Below are 17,276 nucleotides of genomic sequence, written 5' to 3' on the forward strand. Positions count from 1 at the left end.
ACATGTTAGAAAGAACGTTGCGTGTATTAGAATATAATAAAGTAAAAGAACAATTACTTGAACATACAGCCTCTTCACTTGGCCGTGACAAAGTGAAGCATTTAGTGCCAAGCACTGATTTTGAAGAAATTGTAGAAATGCAAGATACAACAGATGAAGCAGCGAAAGTCATTCGTTTAAAAGGTAGTGCACCATTAGGTGGTATTACGGATATTCGCTCAAATGTGAAGCGTGCAAAGATTGGAAGTATGTTAAGCCCGAATGAACTACTTGATATTGCCAATACGATGTATGGTAGTCGCAATATGAAACGTTTCATTGAAGATATGGTTGATAATGGTGTCGAGCTTCCAATTTTAGAAACTCATGTCGCTCAAATTGTATCTTTATATGATTTAGAAAAGAAAATTACAAATTGTATCGGTGATGGCGGTGAAGTAGTCGATAGCGCAAGTGATAAACTGCGTGGTATTCGTACTCAAATTCGTACTGCGGAAAGTCGTATTCGTGAAAAGTTAGAAAATATGACGCGTTCTTCCAACGCGCAAAAGATGCTGTCTGACGCGATTGTAACGATTCGTAACGAACGTTACGTAATCCCAGTAAAACAAGAATACCGCGGTGTATATGGCGGTATTGTCCACGATCAATCAGCTTCTGGGCAAACGTTATTTATTGAACCACAAGTCATTGTAGAGTTAAATAACGCGCTTCAAGAAGCACGAGTGAAAGAAAAACAAGAAATCGAACGCATCTTATTGATGTTAACAGAAGAAGTGGCAGTAGAAGCGGATATCGTTTTATCTAACGTAGAAGTAGTTGCGAATCTTGACTTTATTTTTGCGAAAGCTTTTTATGGGAAGCGTATAAAAGCAACGAAACCAATCGTAAATAACGAGCGTTATATGGATTTAAGACAAGCACGTCATCCGCTTATTGATCCAGAAATTATTGTGCCAAATAACATTATGTTAGGGAAAGATTTCACGACAATTGTTATTACAGGACCGAATACAGGTGGTAAAACAGTTACGCTGAAAACAGTTGGTATTTGTGTGCTAATGGCGCAATCTGGCCTTCACATTCCAGTAATGGATGAATCAGAGATTTGTGTATTTAAAAATATCTTTGCCGATATCGGTGATGAGCAATCGATTGAACAAAGTTTAAGTACGTTCTCCTCACATATGGTGAACATTGTTGATATTTTAGAAAAAGCTGATTTTGAAAGCTTAGTTTTATTCGATGAATTAGGTGCTGGAACAGATCCGCAAGAAGGGGCTGCATTAGCAATTTCAATTTTAGATGAAGTATGTAATCGTGGTGCTCGCGTTGTTGCTACGACGCATTACCCAGAATTAAAAGCATACGGATATAACCGTGAGAAAGTTATTAATGCGAGCGTTGAGTTCGACGTGAACACATTAAGCCCAACGTATAAATTATTAATCGGTGTACCAGGACGTAGTAATGCCTTTGAAATTTCAAAGCGCCTTGGACTATCTGATCGCGTGATTGATCAAGCTCGTAACCACATTAGTACAGATACAAACAAAATTGAAAATATGATTGCGAAGTTAGAAGAAAGTCAAAAGAATGCAGAGCGTGACTGGAACGAAGCAGAAGCACTTCGCAAGCAATCTGAAAAACTGCATCGCGAATTACAGCGTCAAATTATTGAATTTAATGATGAGCGCGATGAAAAATTATTAAAAGCGCAAAAAGAAGGGGAAGAAAAAGTCGAAGCTGCAAAGAAAGAGGCAGAAGGCATTATTCAAGAACTTCGTCAATTGCGTAAAGCACAGCTTATAAATGTGAAAGACCATGAGCTTATTGAAGCGAAGAGCCGTCTAGAAGGTACGGCGCCAGAGCTTGTGAAGAAACAAAAAGTAAACGTGAAAAACACAGCGCCAAAACAACAATTACGCGCAGGTGATGAAGTAAAAGTGTTAACGTTTGGTCAAAAAGGTCAATTGCTTGAAAAAGTAAGTGATACAGAGTGGAGCGTACAAATTGGTATTCTGAAGATGAAAGTGAAAGAATCCAATATGGAATACATTAATACACCGAAGCAAACTGAGAAAAAAGCAGTCGCGAGTGTGAAGGGTAGAGATTATCACGTTTCATTAGAGCTTGATCTTCGCGGTGAACGTTATGAAGATGCAATGATGCGCGTTGAAAAATATTTAGACGATGCACAGCTTGCAAGCTATCCGCGCGTATCAATTATTCACGGTAAAGGAACAGGAGCGCTTCGCCAAGGTGTACAAGATTACTTGAAGAAACATCGCGGTGTGAAAAACTACCGCTACGGTGACATGGGCGAGGGAGGCCTAGGCGTAACAGTTGTCGAATTAAAATAGCAAACAACGAAACAAAGGGGAACCATTATATGTTTATGGACAAACTTGCAAAAGTATTGTTAGCTTGTTGCGGAATATTTTTGGTAATTGGGGTTATTTATTTAGTTGTTTTTGCGAAGTAAAAGAGCGTCAATCGTGGCAGAGTGATATTGCCATAGATTGACGCTTTTAATATATAGGAAAAGGAATAAGCTATGAAAATCAACCAATACATAAGCGAAGCAAAATCCTGTTCAAGACGCGAAACAGACCGTCTCATTAAAGCAGGATGCGTGGCTATTAACGGCGAAATATGTACGCACGGTGCACTCGTGAGCGATGGTGATGTGGTAACGATTGATGGACAGGTTATTGCAAAAGAAGAGAAGAAAAAGGTGTATATTGCCTTTCATAAACCAATCGGAATTACTTGTACAGCAGCCAATCATATTGAAGATAATATTATTGATTATATCAATTACCCAGAGCGTATCTTTCCTGTTGGGCGATTAGATAAAGCGTCGGAAGGACTAATCTTATTAACGAATGACGGTGCGATTGCCAATCAAATTTTACACGGTGATCATGAGCACGAGAAAGAATACATCGTTACGGTTGATAAGTCGTTTACAGATTGGTTTATTGATGAGATGTCCAGCGGTGTAAAGATTAAAGATGGAATGACGAAGCCTTGTAAAGTGACGAGAGTGGATCAATCTACATTTCGCATCGTTTTAACGCAAGGAATGAACAGACAAATTCGTAGAATGAGCCGTGCTTTCGGGTTTACTGTAACAAAGCTAAAGCGGGTTCGTATTATGAATATAGAGCTAGATGATCTAGAAGTGGGAAAATGGCGTAACATTACAGCTGAGGAATTAGAAATATTAATAGGGCAAATATAGGGAGGGGAAATTTTCTCCCTATATTTTTTTGTCAGAAAAAATAAAACTATTGATTTTTTAAAAAATAGCCCATATAATAAAAAACAACAAGTTTCGACAAGATATTTTATAAAAGTAATGATGAGGACATGAGTTGTTTTTGACGATTCTCAGAGAGGGAAGCCTAGGCTGTGAGCTTCCTAATACGGAAAGACAAACTTACCACCTCTAAACTTCAAGAGTGAACTGCATGATGCATTGTAATTCTTGGCGGATAAAACCGTTATCAATTTACACGAGCTATAAAATGAGCTTATTTTGTTATAAATTCATTTTATTAGAATAAGGGTGGAACCACGATTTCAACACTCGTCCCTTTGTTAGGGACGGGTGTTTTTTGCGTTCTTTTACGGGGAAGTATGCTTGAAAGAGGATATGTGACGGTCTTTAATTCAGAATATTTCGTCAATCTAAAAATATTTAGGAGGTTAGTAGAAATGAAATCATCTTTAAAGTTTTCTGAGATGTTTGCAATAAGTTTAATGTTGTTTGCACTATTTTTCGGTGCAGGTAATATGATTTTCCCGCCAGCTTTAGGGCAAGGTGCTGGAACAGACGTATGGATCGCATTATTTGGCTTTATCGTAACAGGTGTTGGATTACCTTTATTAGGGGTAATTGTTATAGCTCTAAAGGGAGATATTAATGAGCTAGCGGGACGTGTACACCCTGTATTCGCACTTGTTTTTATCACTGCAATTTATTTATGTTTAGGCGTATTCGTAAGTGTTCCGCGTACAGGAACAGTTGCTTATGAAATGAGTGTTGCACCATTTTTACCAAGTGATATAGCTGGTCAATCGTATCCACTTGTTATCTTTACATTCATTTTCTTTGCAGTAACTTTCTATTTAGCTTTAAACCCATCGAAATTAGTGGGCCGCATCGGTAAAGTATTAACTCCAATTTTGTTAGCTGTTATAGCAATTATCGTAGGTAAAGCAATTATTACACCAATTGGAGAATTTGGTGCACCGACAGAAGCGTATAATGCTCCGCTCTTTAAAGGTTTTATTGATGGATATTTAACTTTAGATGGACTTGCAGCACTTGTTTTCGGAAATGTTGTTATTAATGCTTTAAAAGCAAAAGGCGTTACAAATAAGAACAGCATTGCAAAAGTAACAATCTTTGCAGGATTTATTGCAGCGCTCGGTTTACTACTTGTTTATTTAGCACTTGCTTATCTGGGAGCTTCTAGTGTGTCTCTTGGAATGGGAGCAAACGGAGGAATTATTTTAACAAACGTTGTAAATCATTTATTTGGTAGTTACGGAACTTTATTATTAGGGATCGCAATTACAGCGGCATGTTTAACAACTTCTGTAGGTATTGTTGCAGCTTGTGGGGAATATTTTTCTTCCTTATTACCAAAGCTTTCTTATCAAAAGGTTGTTTTCATCTTCTGTGTATTAGCATTTATGGTAGCAAACCTTGGGTTAACTCAGTTAAACGCATTAGCACTACCGATTTTAATTGCAATTTACCCAATTGGTATCGTACTGATTGTATTATCGCTTGTTGAAAACTATATTCGCCTTCCATTAGCTATGTATGTAGGCGGTATTGTAGGCGCATTTGCAATTAGCTTCTTTGATGGATTGCATAATGCAAATCTTCAAGTAGTGGCCCTTGCTCCTATCTTAGATAAAATTCCATTATATAGTGTAGGGATTGGTTGGCTAGTTCCGGGTATCATTGGAATTGCAATTGGATATGTAGTTTCTTTATTTCAAAAGCAAGAAGTTGCTGTAGAAAAATAGTGAAAAGAGGCTTTCTATGAAAGAAAGTCTCTTTTTTTGTAGAAAAAATTGCATATAGGGAAATTTAGATATTAAAAATTTTATACGTAATATAGTTGACAAAAAAATTAGCATTAGGCTAAGATTGACTTAGTTGTGGAAATATTGGAAGGAAAGTGAGGAGTGAAAGGTATAAGGTTTTCTATAACGATATCATTTTGTAGATAGAGGTGATAGGGTAGGAGAATGGTTAGTTTTATTTTTTTTGACCTTCATTGAGAATGATAATCATCAAAAGAAATAGGGACTTATGTTAAAATGTAAATCGCTCTTTATAAGGAATAGGGAGGGATATTATTTTTAACACGTAGTGAGAATGATAATCAATAATATCTACATTACATAAATAAATTACAATTAAATAATGATAGAGGATTATTATTTTTTTCTTATAAATTGAGAATAATTATCATTTTCAAAAAAGTATGGATGAAAGATAAACAAGGAGGAAGTAAGCCAAATGAGAAAGATTTCTGTATTACCCGCTTTTATTATAACGTTCGTATGTATGCTAGCTTTTCTTGTCATGCCATATGGGAAAGTTTCAGCACAACTAGCTGACGGTACTTATGATATTAACTATGTCATTCAAAAAGCGGAAAATGATTCAGCTTCAATGGCAAATGATTATTTTGAAAAACCAGCTAAGTTAGTTGTGAAAAATGGTGAGATGAGAGTACAAATTCCGATGAATCATAGTGCTTGGATTACAGAATTTAAAGCACCTGAGAACGGGAATTTTGTTGATGCAAAAGTTGTTAGTAAAGATGAATCAGCAGATAAAAGAACTGTAGAGTTTAAAATAGACGATTTATCTAAGCCAGCAGCTGCAAAAATTCATGTTGTTGTACCTAACGTAAATTATGACCATAACTACACAATTCGCTTTGCATTTGATGCAAATGTAAAAGCGGTAGGCGGAGAAAATAAAGCAATTACTGCAACAAAGAATAATGATCAAACAAAAACAGATACAAAAGTAAAAGAAGAAGTGAAGAAAGAAGAGAGTAAAGAAGCAAATAAAGAGGCGAACAAAGAAACAAATGAAAGCGGTAAAGCTGAAAAAACAGATAACCCAAAAACAGGCGATGAAGCACGCATCGGATTATTTGCAGCGTTAATTCTTATTTCAGGTGTTTTCTTAATTCGTAAAGTGAAGTTAAGTAAATAAATCTTTTGAAGGGTGATGAATATATGTTTAAACAATTTAAAATGATTATTGCCGTATTTGCTGTTTTATTTACGTTTATAGCAACACTAGGTTCACAAGATACAAAGGCTGCTACAAAAGTAGCTGATGGAAAATATAATATTGCTTTTACTGTATGGAAAGGCGATAAAGATGAATCATCTAGAATGAATAGTTATTTTGAAAGTCCGGCAACATTAACAGTTAAAGATGGAAAACAATATGTTTCATTCAAAGTGAAAGATAGTACTTCTATTAAAAGTTTACAAGTAGAAAAAAATGGTCAATTCGTAGAAGCTACTATGTTAAGTGAAAATACAAAAGAGAATACTAGAGTTGTAGAATTTGAAGTTGCTGACTTGTCAAAAAAACTAAATGGCAAGGTGAAAATTAATATCCCAATTATTAATTATAACGCTTCATATGATATTCGTTTTGTATTTGATGGGAACAGTATTAAATAATTAAAAAATTTTCAAAAGGGAGAGTCGTTCCATTGAACAGGTATGTAAAAATTATTGTTGCTATGTTTTTAATGGTATTTACATTCGTATCAACATTACAACCACTTGCAGTTCAAGCAGCTACCCAGTTGGCTGACGGTGAATATTCAATCGGTTTCAAAGTTCTTAAGGACACATCAGATGAAGAATCTATGATGAATCAATACTCTGTAAGTCCAGGAACTTTAAAAGTGAAGGATGGGAAGAAGAAGGTATCCTTTACGTTAGAACATAGTTCATGGATTACAAAGTTTGAAACAGAAAAAAATGGCCAGTTTGTTGCGACAAATGTAAGTAGTGAAGATAAAGAAAAAGATACAAGAGTAGTAGAATTTGAAGTGGACGATGTAGAGAAAGTATTAAATGCGAAAGTAAAAGTAGACATAGACTTTTTAAATTATCATCATGATTATGATGTACGCATTGTATTTGATCAAAATAGTATTACACCGATTCATGTAGAACAACCAAATGAAAAAGAGGACCCAGCTAATAAGCCAGATCCAAATGAAAATCCGGATCCAAGTCAGAAGCCCGACCAAAAGCCTGACCCAGATCAACAACCAAATTCTAACACAATTAAAGATGGAGAGTACAGTATTCCATTTAAAGTGTTAAAAGATCAAACAGATGAAGAATCTAAGATGAATACTTACATGGTAAATCCAGGAGTATTAAAAGTAGAAAACGGTAAGAAAAAAGCGTTTGTAACATTAAAAAGTAGTTCATTAATTAAAAATTTCCAAACGGAAAAAGATGGCGCATTTGCTGATGCAAAAGTAGTGAGTGAAGATAAAGAAAAAGATACAAGAGTAGTAGAATTTGAAGTAGACGATTTATCTAAAAAAATAAATACAAAAGTATTTATTGAAGTGGCATCACAAGGTTACAAGCAAACACATAATGTACAACTTTTATTTGAACAAGATAAACTTGAACAAATTAAAAATGAAGAGAAACAACCGGATGGAGATAAAAAGCCAGAAGTAGAAAAACCAGATGCTGACACAATGAAAGACGGTGAATACAGCATCAATTTCAAAGCTTTAAAAGATCAAACAGAAGAAATTTCAATGATGAACACGTATACAAAGAGTCCAGGCGTGTTAAAAGTGAAAGATGGTAAAAAATATGTATCATTCACATTAACGAATAGTGCATGGATTACAAAGTTTGAATTTGAGAAAAATGGTTCGTTTGTTAATGCGAGTGTATTAAGTGAAGATAAAAAAGCCGATACACGCGTAGTGGAAGTAGAAGTAGACGATTTATCTAAAAAGTTAAATGCAAAAGTAAAAGTAGATATCGATTCAATGAATTATCATCATTTCTACGACATTCAATTTGCATTTGATAAAGGTAGCATTAAACCGTTAGATAACCAAGGCGGAAACGATAACCAAGGCGGAAACGATAACCAAGGCGGAAACGATAACCAAGGCGGAAACGATAACCAAGGCGGAAACGATAACCAAGGCGGAAACGATAACCAAGGCGGAAACGATAACCAAGGCGGAAACGATAACCAAGGCGGAAACGATAACCAAGGCGGAAACGATAACCAAGGCGGAAACGATAACCAAGGCGGAAACGATAACCAAGGCGGAAACGATAACCAAGGCGGAAACAATAACCAAGGCGGAAACGATAACCAAGGCGGAAACGATAACCAAGGTAATAACACAACCATTGATCCAAAAGCACTAAAAGATGGTGAATACAGCATTGGCTTTAAAGTTCTAAAAGATAAAACAGAAGAAATTTCAATGATGAACACATATACAAAGAGTCCAGCTGTACTAAAAGTGAAAGACGGTAAGAAGTATGTATCGTTTACATTAACGAACAGTACATGGATTACAAAATTTGAGTTTGAAAAGAATGGTTCTTTTGTTAACGCAAAAGTGTTAAGTGAGAATAAAGAGCAAAATACAAAAGTAGTAGAGTTAGAAGTAGATGATTTATTTAAAAAATTAAATGCAAAAGTAAAAGTAGATATTGATGCGATGAATTATCACCATTTCTACGATGTTCAATTTGTATTTGATCAAGATAGTATTAAAGCTTTAGGTAACCAAGGTGGAAACGACAACCAAGGTGGAAACGACAACCAAGGCGGAAACGACAACCAAGGCGGAAGCGACAACCAAGGCGGAAGCGACAACCAAGGCGGAAGTGACAACCAAGGCGGAAGTGACAACCAAGGTGGAAATAATCAACCAAAAGTAATAGTTGATCCGAAAAATTTAGTAGATGGTCAATATGATATTCCATTTAAAGTGTTAAAAGATAAAACAAATGAGCTTTCAAAGATGCATGACTATACTGTACATCCGGCAAAATTAATCGTTAAAGATGATAAAAAGTACATTGAGATGACGTTGAAAAATAGTGCATGGATTACAAAATTCCAAACGGAAAATAACAGTCTTTTTGCTGATGCGAAAGTAGTAAGCGAAGATAAAAATGCAAATACGAGAGTAGTGCAATTTGAAGTAAGTGATTTATTTGCAAAATTAAATGCAAAAGTAAAAGTTGATATCAACGAAATGAACTACCATCATTTCTACGATGTCCAAATTCAATTTGATACAAATAATATTGGTGCGTTAGGAACGATTAAAGAGGATCCAAAAAAAGATCAGAAAAATGATCCGAACAATCCAGTGATTACACCGAAAGTAGATAATGTAAAAAAAGTAGATAATCCTGATTTTAACCGAAATGCAGATGATAAGAAGAAAAAAGAAGGCCAAAAAAATGATCCGAAAAAAGAGAAAAACTCAAAAACGGCAGATACAGCACAACTAGGCTTATACATGGTGCTATTGCTTGGGTCACTTGCTTTATTAGTTCGTAAATATAGAGCAGGAAGATTGTAATTTTGGAGTCTTGATGCATGTTCGCATGCATCAAGACTTGTTTCATATTGTTTGGAAAGGAGTGGTGATTGAAAGTGAAGAAAATTGCTAGTGTACTAATGGCTATCATTCTATTAGTGAGTATAGCTGGATGCTCGACGCCCAAAAAAGAAGCAGCAAAACAGGTAAAGAGTGAGAGTAAAGAGAGAATTGTTGCAACGACAGTTGCTGTTACTGAAATTATGGATGCGTTAGAAGTAGATTTAGTTGGTGTTCCAACAAGTACGAAAGATTTACCAAAGAGATATAAAGGTTTACCTGAAGTTGGGAATCCGATGAGTCCTGATATGGAAAAGGTAAAATCATTAAAGCCGTCAGAAGTATTATCCGTGACAACACTTGAATATGAATTAAAGCCCGTTTTTGATGGTGTGGGCATGAAAGCAAACTTTGTAGACTTAACTAGTTTAAAAAACATGCAAAATACCATTAGTAATTTAGGTAAGCAATATGGACGTGAAAAGCAGGCTGAAGCAGTTGTAACGAAGTTAGATAACAAGGTTACAGAGATTCAAAAAGCAGTAAAGGGAAAGAAAGAACCGACAGTGCTTATTTTATTAGGTGTGCCGGGGAGTTATTTAGTAGCAACAGAGCATTCTTATATTGGAGATTTAGTGAAACAATTAGGTGGTAAAAACATTGTACAAGGTGAGAAAGTAGAGTATTTAGCTTCTAATACAGAGTATTTAAAAAAAGCTGATCCAGATATTATTTTACGAGCAGCTCATGGTATGCCTGATGAAGTTGTGAAAATGTTTGATAAAGAATTTAAAACAAATGATATTTGGAAACATTTCGCTGCAGTTAAAAATAACCGTGTTTACGATTTAGAAGAGCGCTTATTTGGGACGACAGGTAATTTAGCAGCAATTGAAGCGTTAGATGAATTGAAAAAAATGATGTATCCGTGATGCATTTTAATATAAAGGAAGAGTGGAATGAATAAAAAAACTTGGAGTTTCCTCATTGTTACTGCATTGCTTATTGTTATGACGTCATTGTCAGCGACGAAAGGAAGTTTAGAAATAGGGATAGTGGACCTTGTACAAGGGATATTTACAGGGGCCAATGAAGATGTGGAAGTAATTAAAGATTTACGTTTCCCACGTATTATTATTGCACTATTTACTGGAGCAGCTCTGGCCGTTTCAGGTGTGCTTTTTCAAGCTGTTATGAAAAATCCACTTGCTGATGCTGGGGTAATCGGGATATCTTCTGGGGCAAGTTTTATGACACTTGTTATTATTACGTTATTCCCGCAATTCTTTTTCTGGACACCCGTATTCGCCTTTTTAGGTGGTGCGTTTGCATGTTATCTCGTTTATGCATTTTCATGGAAGTCAGGGTTAAGTCCGCTTCGCATTATTTTAGTTGGTATAGCTATTAATGCAATGTTCACTGGATTAAATGAATCGTTCATTACGATTTGCGGATACTTCATTAAGAGTATTAAGCAAACGACGACTTCTAACATAACGATGAAGACGTGGGGCGATGTAGAAATAATGGTTACATATGGAACAATTGGTCTTATTCTTGCTCTGTTTGTAGGAGCTTGGTGTAACTTATTATCGCTACAAGATAAGACTGCGAAAAACTTAGGTTTGCACGTGACGAGAGTTCGTCTTATTATTTCTGCTATTGCAGTACTTTTAGCAGCAGTATCAACAGCGATTGCAGGTGTTATTGCTTTCGTAGGATTACTCGTTCCGCACATTTCAAGACAACTAGTCGGTTCGGATCATAAAGTATTAATTCCATTTTCTGCTCTTGCAGGAGCGTTGTTAATTTTGACGGCGGATACGATTGGAAGGTTAATTGTGCCACCTAACGAAATTCCAGCAGCAACGATTATGGCAGTGATTGGTGGCCCATTCTTAATATTCTTGCTTAGAAAGAGTGATAAAGTTCATGGAAATTAAAAATGTAACCTTTTCGTATGATAATGTAACGGATCGATTAAAGTCGGTTAGTAGTGAAATAGAAATTGGTAAAATTACAACAATTATTGGTCCAAACGGTTGTGGGAAATCGACATTACTTGGCGTGATGTCAAGAAATCACGATCCTCGTAGCGGTGAGATAATACTCGATGGGAAGGCGATTAGTCAATATAAACCGAAAGAGTTTGCTAGAAAGTTAGCCGTTGTCCATCAACAAAATGAAGCACCGGCAGACATGACGGTAGAGAAATTAACAAGTTATGGTCGTATGCCTCATAAAAATATTTTTTCCTCGCAAACTGATGAAGATAGAGACGCAATCGAAAGGGCTTTAGCATGTACGAATTTGCTAAGTAAACGTGATAAAGAGATTCACGCTTTATCTGGTGGAGAAAGACAACGGGTTTGGATTGCCATGACGTTAGCTCAGAAAACACCAATGCTCTTTTTAGATGAACCGACAACATATTTAGATATTTATTATCAACTTGAAATATTAGAGCTCGTAAAAGAGTTAAATGAAGTACATGGATTGACAATCGTTATGGTATTACATGATATCAATCAGGCGATTCGCTATAGTGATCATATCATCGTTATGAAAGACGGCGAGATTGTTACGAAAGGTAAGCCAAATGATGTTGTGACAGAAAGTATGATAAAGACGATATACGGTGTAGATGTCGTTGTAAAGCAAGATGAAGATACAGGGTTGTATATGGTCCCAATGGGTATTTAAATATGCGAACAATCCGTTTTGAGGTGATGATTTGAGTAGTAAAAAAGAACGGAAGAAGAATTCTTTTTTTCAACGAATACTTACAGTTGTTTTTTTAGGTACCTTTTTCTATTCAGTATATGAATTAGGTGATATTTTCATGGATTACTATGAAAATCGTAAAGTAATGGCCGAAGCACAAAACATTTATGAAAAGAGTCCGATGGAAGAGCAATCACAAGACGGAGAAGTACGTAAACAGTTCAAAGCTCTGCAGCAAATTAACCAAGAAATAGTTGGATGGATTACGATGGACGATACACAAATTAATTATCCAATCGTTCAGGCGAAAGATAATGATTACTATTTATTTCGTAATTATAAAGGTGAAGATATGAGAGCAGGCAGCATTTTTATGGACTATCGTAATGATGTGAAATCTCAAAATCGAAATACTATTTTATATGGTCACCGTATGAAAGATGGTTCTATGTTTGGAAGTTTAAAGAAAATGTTAGATGAAGAGTTCTTCATGTCGCATCGTAAATTATATTACGATACATTATTTGAAGGATATGATCTTGAAGTGTTCTCGGTGTATACAACAACAACTGATTTTTATTACATTGAAACGGATTTTAGCAATGATACGGAATACACATCATTTTTGGAGAAAATTCAAGAAAAATCGCTGTACAAAACGGATACAAAATTGACAGCAAGTGATCAAATCGTAACACTTTCGACGTGTGACTATGCACTTGATCCGGAAGCAGGAAGGTTAGTCGTGCATGCGAAACTAGTAAAGAGATAGTAAAAAAAGTATAGAATATGAGAAGTGGTAACGCTTCTCATATTCTATACTTTAAAAAAGAAATATGTTTACTGTGCTGCAGCCATTGGCATACGTACAACTTCAACATTGTAGTAAGTGATTTTATTATCAAGAATATATTCTGGCATCCCACCTTGATGTGAATGAGCATCTTTAAATGCTGAGCTCTTCGTCCAACCTTGGAAATCTTCTTTTGCATTCCAGCGTGTGCTAATTGTTACTTCATCATAATCAACTGTATTTTGCGTTAAAAGAACTTCTAATCCTAAAAAGCCTGGCATCGTTTCGACTTGACCTACTTTATTAAAACGCTCAATTAATTTATGTCCATTTCCCTTTGTAATTTTAGCTGTATTTGTAACAATAATCATGTTTTATTCCTCCTATAAATGTAGCCTTTATTTTCGAGAACTCATATACATTAAATGATAATGAAAATCATTATCATTGTCAATGGTAAATGTGAAATAAATAAGTTTTTTTATTATTTTGGACAGTAAGATTTCCATTTCAAAATGTAGTAAATATGTGGCGGTTAAGTGAGAGAATGAGCGAGTTGTACTAGCAAAGCAATAATATGGTATAGTGAAACGAGGCTGTTTTTTCAGGCTCGTTTTTTAAATGCTTCCTATAGAGAAAGCATGCAAATGGAAAGGAAGTTATTATATGCGATCAGAAATAACTGTAAAAATAAAACCGAAATTTATAAAAGAAATTAAAAGTGGATATCCGCTTATTTTAAAAGATGCGATTCAAAATTTAAATGATGTTCAGGAAGAAGGAACAATCATTAAAGTAGTAGATGAGAAGAACAATTTTGTCGGAAAAGGTTATTATGGAAAACAAAATAAAGGATACGGCTGGATTTTAACGAGAAAAGAGAGTGAACAAATTAATCAATCTTTCTTTGAAAGTAAAATAAAATCTGCCTTACATAAACGAAAGCAATTTTACAAATCAAGTGATACGACAGCATTCCGTGCCCTAAATGGTGAAGGTGATGGTCTTGGAGGCTTAATTATCGATTATTATGACGGCTATTATGTAGTAAGTTGGTATAGTGAAGGGATTTATACTTTCAGAGATGAGATTATAGCAGCTCTTCAAAAAGTAGCAAACTTTAAAGGTATTTATGAGAAAAAGCGTTTTGATACGAAAGGGAAATACATTGAAGGCGATGATTTCGTAGCAGGAGTACGCGGTGAGTTCCCGCTTATCGTAAAAGAGAACGGTGTGAACTTTGCTGTTTATTTAAATGACGGAGCGATGGTTGGTGTATTTTTAGATCAGCGTAACGTTCGAAAACAAATTCGTGATAAATATGCAAAGGGGAGAACAGTGTTGAATATGTTCTCTTATACAGGTGCTTTCTCTGTATTTGCAGCGCTTGGCGGAGCGAGCAAAACGACGAGTGTCGACCTTGCAAATCGTAGTTTAAGTAAAACGATTGAGCAGTTTAGTGTAAATGAAGTTGATTATGAAGCGCAAGATATTATTGTAGAAGATGTATTTCTTTACTTCAAATATGCAGCGAAGAAAAAGATGAAATTTGATATGGTTGTACTTGATCCTCCAAGCTTTGCACGCTCAAAAAAATATACATTTAGTGCAGCGAAAGATTATAAAAACTTATTAAAAGAAACAATTGCGATTACAGAAAATAACGGGATTATCGTTGCCTCTACAAATTGTAGCGCATTCGATATGAAAAAATTTAAAGGATTTATTGATACAGCCTTTAAAGAAATGAATGGTAAATACAAAATATTAGAAGAACATTCTTTACCAGAAGATTTTCGTACAATTGATCAATTTAAAGAGGGAGACTATTTAAAAGTAGTTTTCATTGAGAAAATTAAAGGGTAATAAAGAAAAAGGAGCTCGAGTTTACTTGAGCTCCTTTTCTTATTGAACGATATTTTGTACTCTACCGACTTGCCCGTCCTGCAATCGTACTTTAATGCCATGTGGATGAGAAGGGGAGTTTGTTAAAATATCTTTTACAATTCCACGTGTTAATTTACCGGTGCGTTGATCTTGTTTTAATACAATATCAACTTCAAGACCGGGTGCGATATTAGAACGTTTTTGTCCGTTCATTTATACACCTGTACGTCTACGTTGGTTGTTTGTTTTCTTCGTTTGTTGGTTTTGTAATTTTTTCGTTGCTTGGCTTTGATTTGTATTATTTGAACCATTTCCATTTCCTTGCTTTTTCTTTGCAAGTTGTTCACGCATTAAATCAGCTAAGCTTACTTTTTTGTTTTCTGACATGATAAGTCTCCTTTATATAAAGTTAATTATGAACAATAGTAGTGAATTTTATCATATCATTGTTAAGGAAGGAAGGGAAGTTGGTTTGAAAATTCATATAATTCTTTCCAGTATTCATTCGTTACGATACAATTGAAATGCTAATGTTTGTAAAAAAAGGGGATAGACATATGTCACATCATATTTTATTAGTTGAAGATGATATTTCAATTCAAGAGATGGTGGAAAAGTATTTAATAAAAGAAGGTTTTCAAGTTACAATCGCGTCTGACGGAGAAGAAGGGGTGCAAGCATTTTTTAAATCATCCTTTGATTTAGTTATCCTTGATATAATGATGCCAAAGTTAGATGGCTTAGAGGTTGTACGTATTATTCGTGAGAAGAGTGCCGTTCCGATTTTAATGATGTCGGCAAAAGATACAGATGTTGATAAAGCTGTTGGATTAGGACTTGGAGCAGATGATTACATTTGTAAGCCATTTTCTATGATTGAATTGGCTGCACGTGTAAAAGCGGGTATTCGGAGGTCTACGAAATATTCGGCTACAGAAACAACAGAAAAGATGATTCAAATTGGTGATTTAGCAATTGATCCAATTAATTTTACGGTTGAAAAAAACGGAAAGCCCCTCAAACTGACTTTAAAAGAATTTGAGATTTTAAAGCTATTCGTAAAGAATCAAAATCGTGTATTTACAAAAGCGCAAATATATACGTTAGTTTGGAACGAAGAGTATTACGGTGATGATAATGTTATAAATGTTCATATGAGAAGATTGCGCGAGAAAATTGAAAGTGATCCATCTAATCCAGAGTATATTAAAACGTTATGGGGCATCGGCTATAAGTTGGAAGTGATGTAATATGTTCAATTTGTTAATAGGTATTATTTTTATATTGTTATGTGTCATTTACATACAGTATAAAATGAGGGAAAACAGTAGCAAAAATTTACGATACACATACGAAAAGTTAGAAAGTATTGTAAATGAACAAACAGGCGAGAAGTTACTCGTTATGACAGATGATCTAGAATTGCAAAAATTATTAGTGGCAATTAATCAATTATTAGCTGCAAAACAGAAAACGAATGCAGATCATGCGAAAGTAGAAATTTCGATGAGAAAAATGCTTTCCAATATTTCACATGATTTAAAGACGCCATTAACAGTTATTCTTGGATATACAGAAATGTTAAATAAGGATAAAACGATAAATAAAGAAGAGCAGCAAATATTACTTGAAAAGGTGCATGTGAAAACACTAGAAGTAATGGAACTGATTCATAAGTTTTTTGATTTAGCAAAATTAGAATCTGGTGACAAGGCAATTGAGATGACAAAAATAAATATGAATGAAGTTTGTCGCGAGAAGATTTTATCTTTTTATGATTTGGTGACGACGAAAGGATTTCAAGTTCATATTGATATACCAGAAAGAAATATATATGCACTTGGAAATGTAGAAGTATTAGGTAGAGTATTAAATAATTTAATATCAAATGCAATTACATATGGGGACGATGGAAAGACACTTGGGATGACACTAAGAGATGATGAAACGAGTGTGTATATAGATGTATGGGATACAGGAAAAGGAATTGATGAATCTCATATTGATAAAGTGTTTGAGCGTATGTACACACTTGAAGATTCAAGAAATAGATTGTACCAAGGGAGCGGTTTAGGGTTAACGATTACGAAACGGCTTGTGGAAGCGATGGATGGGAAAATTCACCTTTCTAGTAAGCCATATAAAAAAACGATTTTTACAGTTGTATTAAAAAAGATGCTGTTTTAGCTTGT

General features: G+C 34.9%; 16 protein-coding genes and 1 other annotated feature. Of the genes, 13 read left to right on the forward strand and 3 right to left on the reverse strand.

The window, feature by feature from the left end:
• Nucleotides 1–2 precede the first annotated feature (2 nt).
• The 10 genes from QCI46_RS04635 to srtB all read left to right on the forward strand — a co-directional run bounded on the left by QCI46_RS04635 (nt 3) and on the right by srtB (nt 13,176).
• Nucleotides 3–2,363 carry an endonuclease MutS2 gene (locus tag QCI46_RS04635; protein WP_098200072.1) on the forward strand — a complete coding sequence of 787 codons (2,361 nt, stop codon included), beginning with the start codon at nt 3–5 and terminating at the stop codon, nt 2,361–2,363.
• A gap of 194 nt (nt 2,364–2,557) precedes the next feature.
• Nucleotides 2,558–3,247: a 23S rRNA pseudouridine(2604) synthase RluF gene (locus tag QCI46_RS04640; protein WP_353839698.1), complete on the forward strand. Its 690-nt coding sequence runs from the start codon at nt 2,558–2,560 to the stop codon at nt 3,245–3,247.
• Nucleotides 3,248–3,355: 108 nt separating this feature from the next.
• Nucleotides 3,356–3,606 (forward strand) — a binding site (T-box leader).
• Between the two features lie 117 nt (nt 3,607–3,723).
• Nucleotides 3,724–5,049, forward strand: coding sequence for a branched-chain amino acid transport system II carrier protein BrnQ6 (gene brnQ6 / locus QCI46_RS04645; RefSeq protein ID WP_087985365.1), 1,326 nt, complete (start codon nt 3,724–3,726; stop codon nt 5,047–5,049).
• 499 nt (nt 5,050–5,548) lie between these two features.
• Complete coding sequence (gene isdC / locus QCI46_RS04650) at nt 5,549–6,259, forward strand: heme uptake protein IsdC (protein WP_353839699.1); 711 nt, start codon at nt 5,549–5,551, stop codon at nt 6,257–6,259.
• Between the two features lie 23 nt (nt 6,260–6,282).
• Entirely contained in the window at nt 6,283–6,741 is a 459-nt protein-coding gene (locus tag QCI46_RS04655) for an NEAT domain-containing protein (RefSeq protein WP_098275885.1), read from the forward strand.
• A 32-nt stretch (nt 6,742–6,773) separates the two neighbouring features.
• The gene (locus tag QCI46_RS04660) at nt 6,774–9,662 is read left to right on the forward strand and encodes an NEAT domain-containing protein (protein WP_353839700.1); all 2,889 of its coding nucleotides are present in this window, start codon (nt 6,774–6,776) and stop codon (nt 9,660–9,662) included.
• Between the two features lie 68 nt (nt 9,663–9,730).
• Nucleotides 9,731–10,612: a heme ABC transporter substrate-binding protein IsdE gene (isdE, locus tag QCI46_RS04665; RefSeq protein WP_327958925.1), complete on the forward strand. Its 882-nt coding sequence runs from the start codon at nt 9,731–9,733 to the stop codon at nt 10,610–10,612.
• Nucleotides 10,613–10,639: 27 nt separating this feature from the next.
• Nucleotides 10,640–11,623, forward strand: a complete 984-nt coding sequence (locus QCI46_RS04670) for a FecCD family ABC transporter permease (protein ID WP_064474638.1) — start codon at nt 10,640–10,642, stop codon at nt 11,621–11,623.
• Nucleotides 11,613–12,383 (forward strand): ABC transporter ATP-binding protein, encoded by a 771-nt coding sequence (locus tag QCI46_RS04675; RefSeq protein WP_064474639.1) that lies wholly within the window; start codon nt 11,613–11,615, stop codon nt 12,381–12,383. The genes QCI46_RS04670 and QCI46_RS04675 overlap by 11 nt, the downstream gene beginning before the upstream one ends.
• A gap of 31 nt (nt 12,384–12,414) precedes the next feature.
• Nucleotides 12,415–13,176: a class B sortase gene (gene srtB, locus QCI46_RS04680; protein WP_088064532.1), complete on the forward strand. Its 762-nt coding sequence runs from the start codon at nt 12,415–12,417 to the stop codon at nt 13,174–13,176.
• Nucleotides 13,177–13,244: 68 nt separating this feature from the next.
• Here srtB and isdG read toward each other — a convergent pair whose 3' ends face one another.
• Nucleotides 13,245–13,568 carry a heme oxygenase gene (isdG, locus tag QCI46_RS04685; RefSeq protein WP_000587825.1) on the reverse strand — a complete coding sequence of 108 codons (324 nt, stop codon included), beginning with the start codon at nt 13,566–13,568 and terminating at the stop codon, nt 13,245–13,247.
• 295 nt (nt 13,569–13,863) lie between these two features.
• Here isdG and QCI46_RS04690 point away from each other — a divergent pair, with 295 nt between their 5' ends.
• Nucleotides 13,864–15,063 (forward strand): class I SAM-dependent rRNA methyltransferase, encoded by a 1,200-nt coding sequence (locus tag QCI46_RS04690; protein ID WP_353839702.1) that lies wholly within the window; start codon nt 13,864–13,866, stop codon nt 15,061–15,063.
• Between the two features lie 39 nt (nt 15,064–15,102).
• On the opposite strand, the gene QCI46_RS04695 is transcribed toward QCI46_RS04690, so the two are convergent.
• Nucleotides 15,103–15,297, reverse strand: a complete 195-nt coding sequence (locus tag QCI46_RS04695; protein WP_001014310.1) for a YwbE family protein — start codon at nt 15,295–15,297, stop codon at nt 15,103–15,105.
• Nucleotides 15,298–15,471 (reverse strand): hypothetical protein, encoded by a 174-nt coding sequence (locus tag QCI46_RS04700; protein ID WP_001293584.1) that lies wholly within the window; start codon nt 15,469–15,471, stop codon nt 15,298–15,300. It lies immediately after the preceding gene.
• Nucleotides 15,472–15,641: 170 nt separating this feature from the next.
• Between QCI46_RS04700 and QCI46_RS04705 the strand changes: the two genes are divergently transcribed.
• Nucleotides 15,642–16,334, forward strand: a complete 693-nt coding sequence (locus tag QCI46_RS04705) for a response regulator transcription factor (RefSeq protein WP_076540559.1) — start codon at nt 15,642–15,644, stop codon at nt 16,332–16,334.
• A 1-nt stretch (nt 16,335) separates the two neighbouring features.
• Nucleotides 16,336–17,271 carry a HAMP domain-containing histidine kinase gene (locus QCI46_RS04710; RefSeq protein ID WP_353839703.1) on the forward strand — a complete coding sequence of 312 codons (936 nt, stop codon included), beginning with the start codon at nt 16,336–16,338 and terminating at the stop codon, nt 17,269–17,271.
• Nucleotides 17,272–17,276 lie beyond the last annotated feature (5 nt).

Source organism: Bacillus cereus group sp. RP32, from assembly GCF_040459735.1.
Lineage (GTDB): Bacteria > Bacillota > Bacilli > Bacillales > Bacillaceae_G > Bacillus_A > Bacillus_A wiedmannii.

Coding starts and splice junctions, on each gene's coding strand:
- isdC (WP_353839699.1), top strand. CDS start 5,549: ATGAGAAAGATTTCTGTATTACCCGCTTTTATTATAACGTTCGTATGT.
- brnQ6 (WP_087985365.1), top strand. CDS start 3,724: ATGAAATCATCTTTAAAGTTTTCTGAGATGTTTGCAATAAGTTTAATG.
- QCI46_RS04640 (WP_353839698.1), top strand. CDS start 2,558: ATGAAAATCAACCAATACATAAGCGAAGCAAAATCCTGTTCAAGACGC.
- isdG (WP_000587825.1), bottom strand. CDS start 13,568: ATGATTATTGTTACAAATACAGCTAAAATTACAAAGGGAAATGGACAT.
- QCI46_RS04705 (WP_076540559.1), top strand. CDS start 15,642: ATGTCACATCATATTTTATTAGTTGAAGATGATATTTCAATTCAAGAG.
- QCI46_RS04655 (WP_098275885.1), top strand. CDS start 6,283: ATGTTTAAACAATTTAAAATGATTATTGCCGTATTTGCTGTTTTATTT.
- QCI46_RS04700 (WP_001293584.1), bottom strand. CDS start 15,471: ATGTCAGAAAACAAAAAAGTAAGCTTAGCTGATTTAATGCGTGAACAA.
- QCI46_RS04635 (WP_098200072.1), top strand. CDS start 3: ATGTTAGAAAGAACGTTGCGTGTATTAGAATATAATAAAGTAAAAGAA.
- QCI46_RS04675 (WP_064474639.1), top strand. CDS start 11,613: ATGGAAATTAAAAATGTAACCTTTTCGTATGATAATGTAACGGATCGA.
- QCI46_RS04710 (WP_353839703.1), top strand. CDS start 16,336: ATGTTCAATTTGTTAATAGGTATTATTTTTATATTGTTATGTGTCATT.
- QCI46_RS04690 (WP_353839702.1), top strand. CDS start 13,864: ATGCGATCAGAAATAACTGTAAAAATAAAACCGAAATTTATAAAAGAA.
- QCI46_RS04695 (WP_001014310.1), bottom strand. CDS start 15,297: ATGAACGGACAAAAACGTTCTAATATCGCACCCGGTCTTGAAGTTGAT.
- QCI46_RS04670 (WP_064474638.1), top strand. CDS start 10,640: ATGAATAAAAAAACTTGGAGTTTCCTCATTGTTACTGCATTGCTTATT.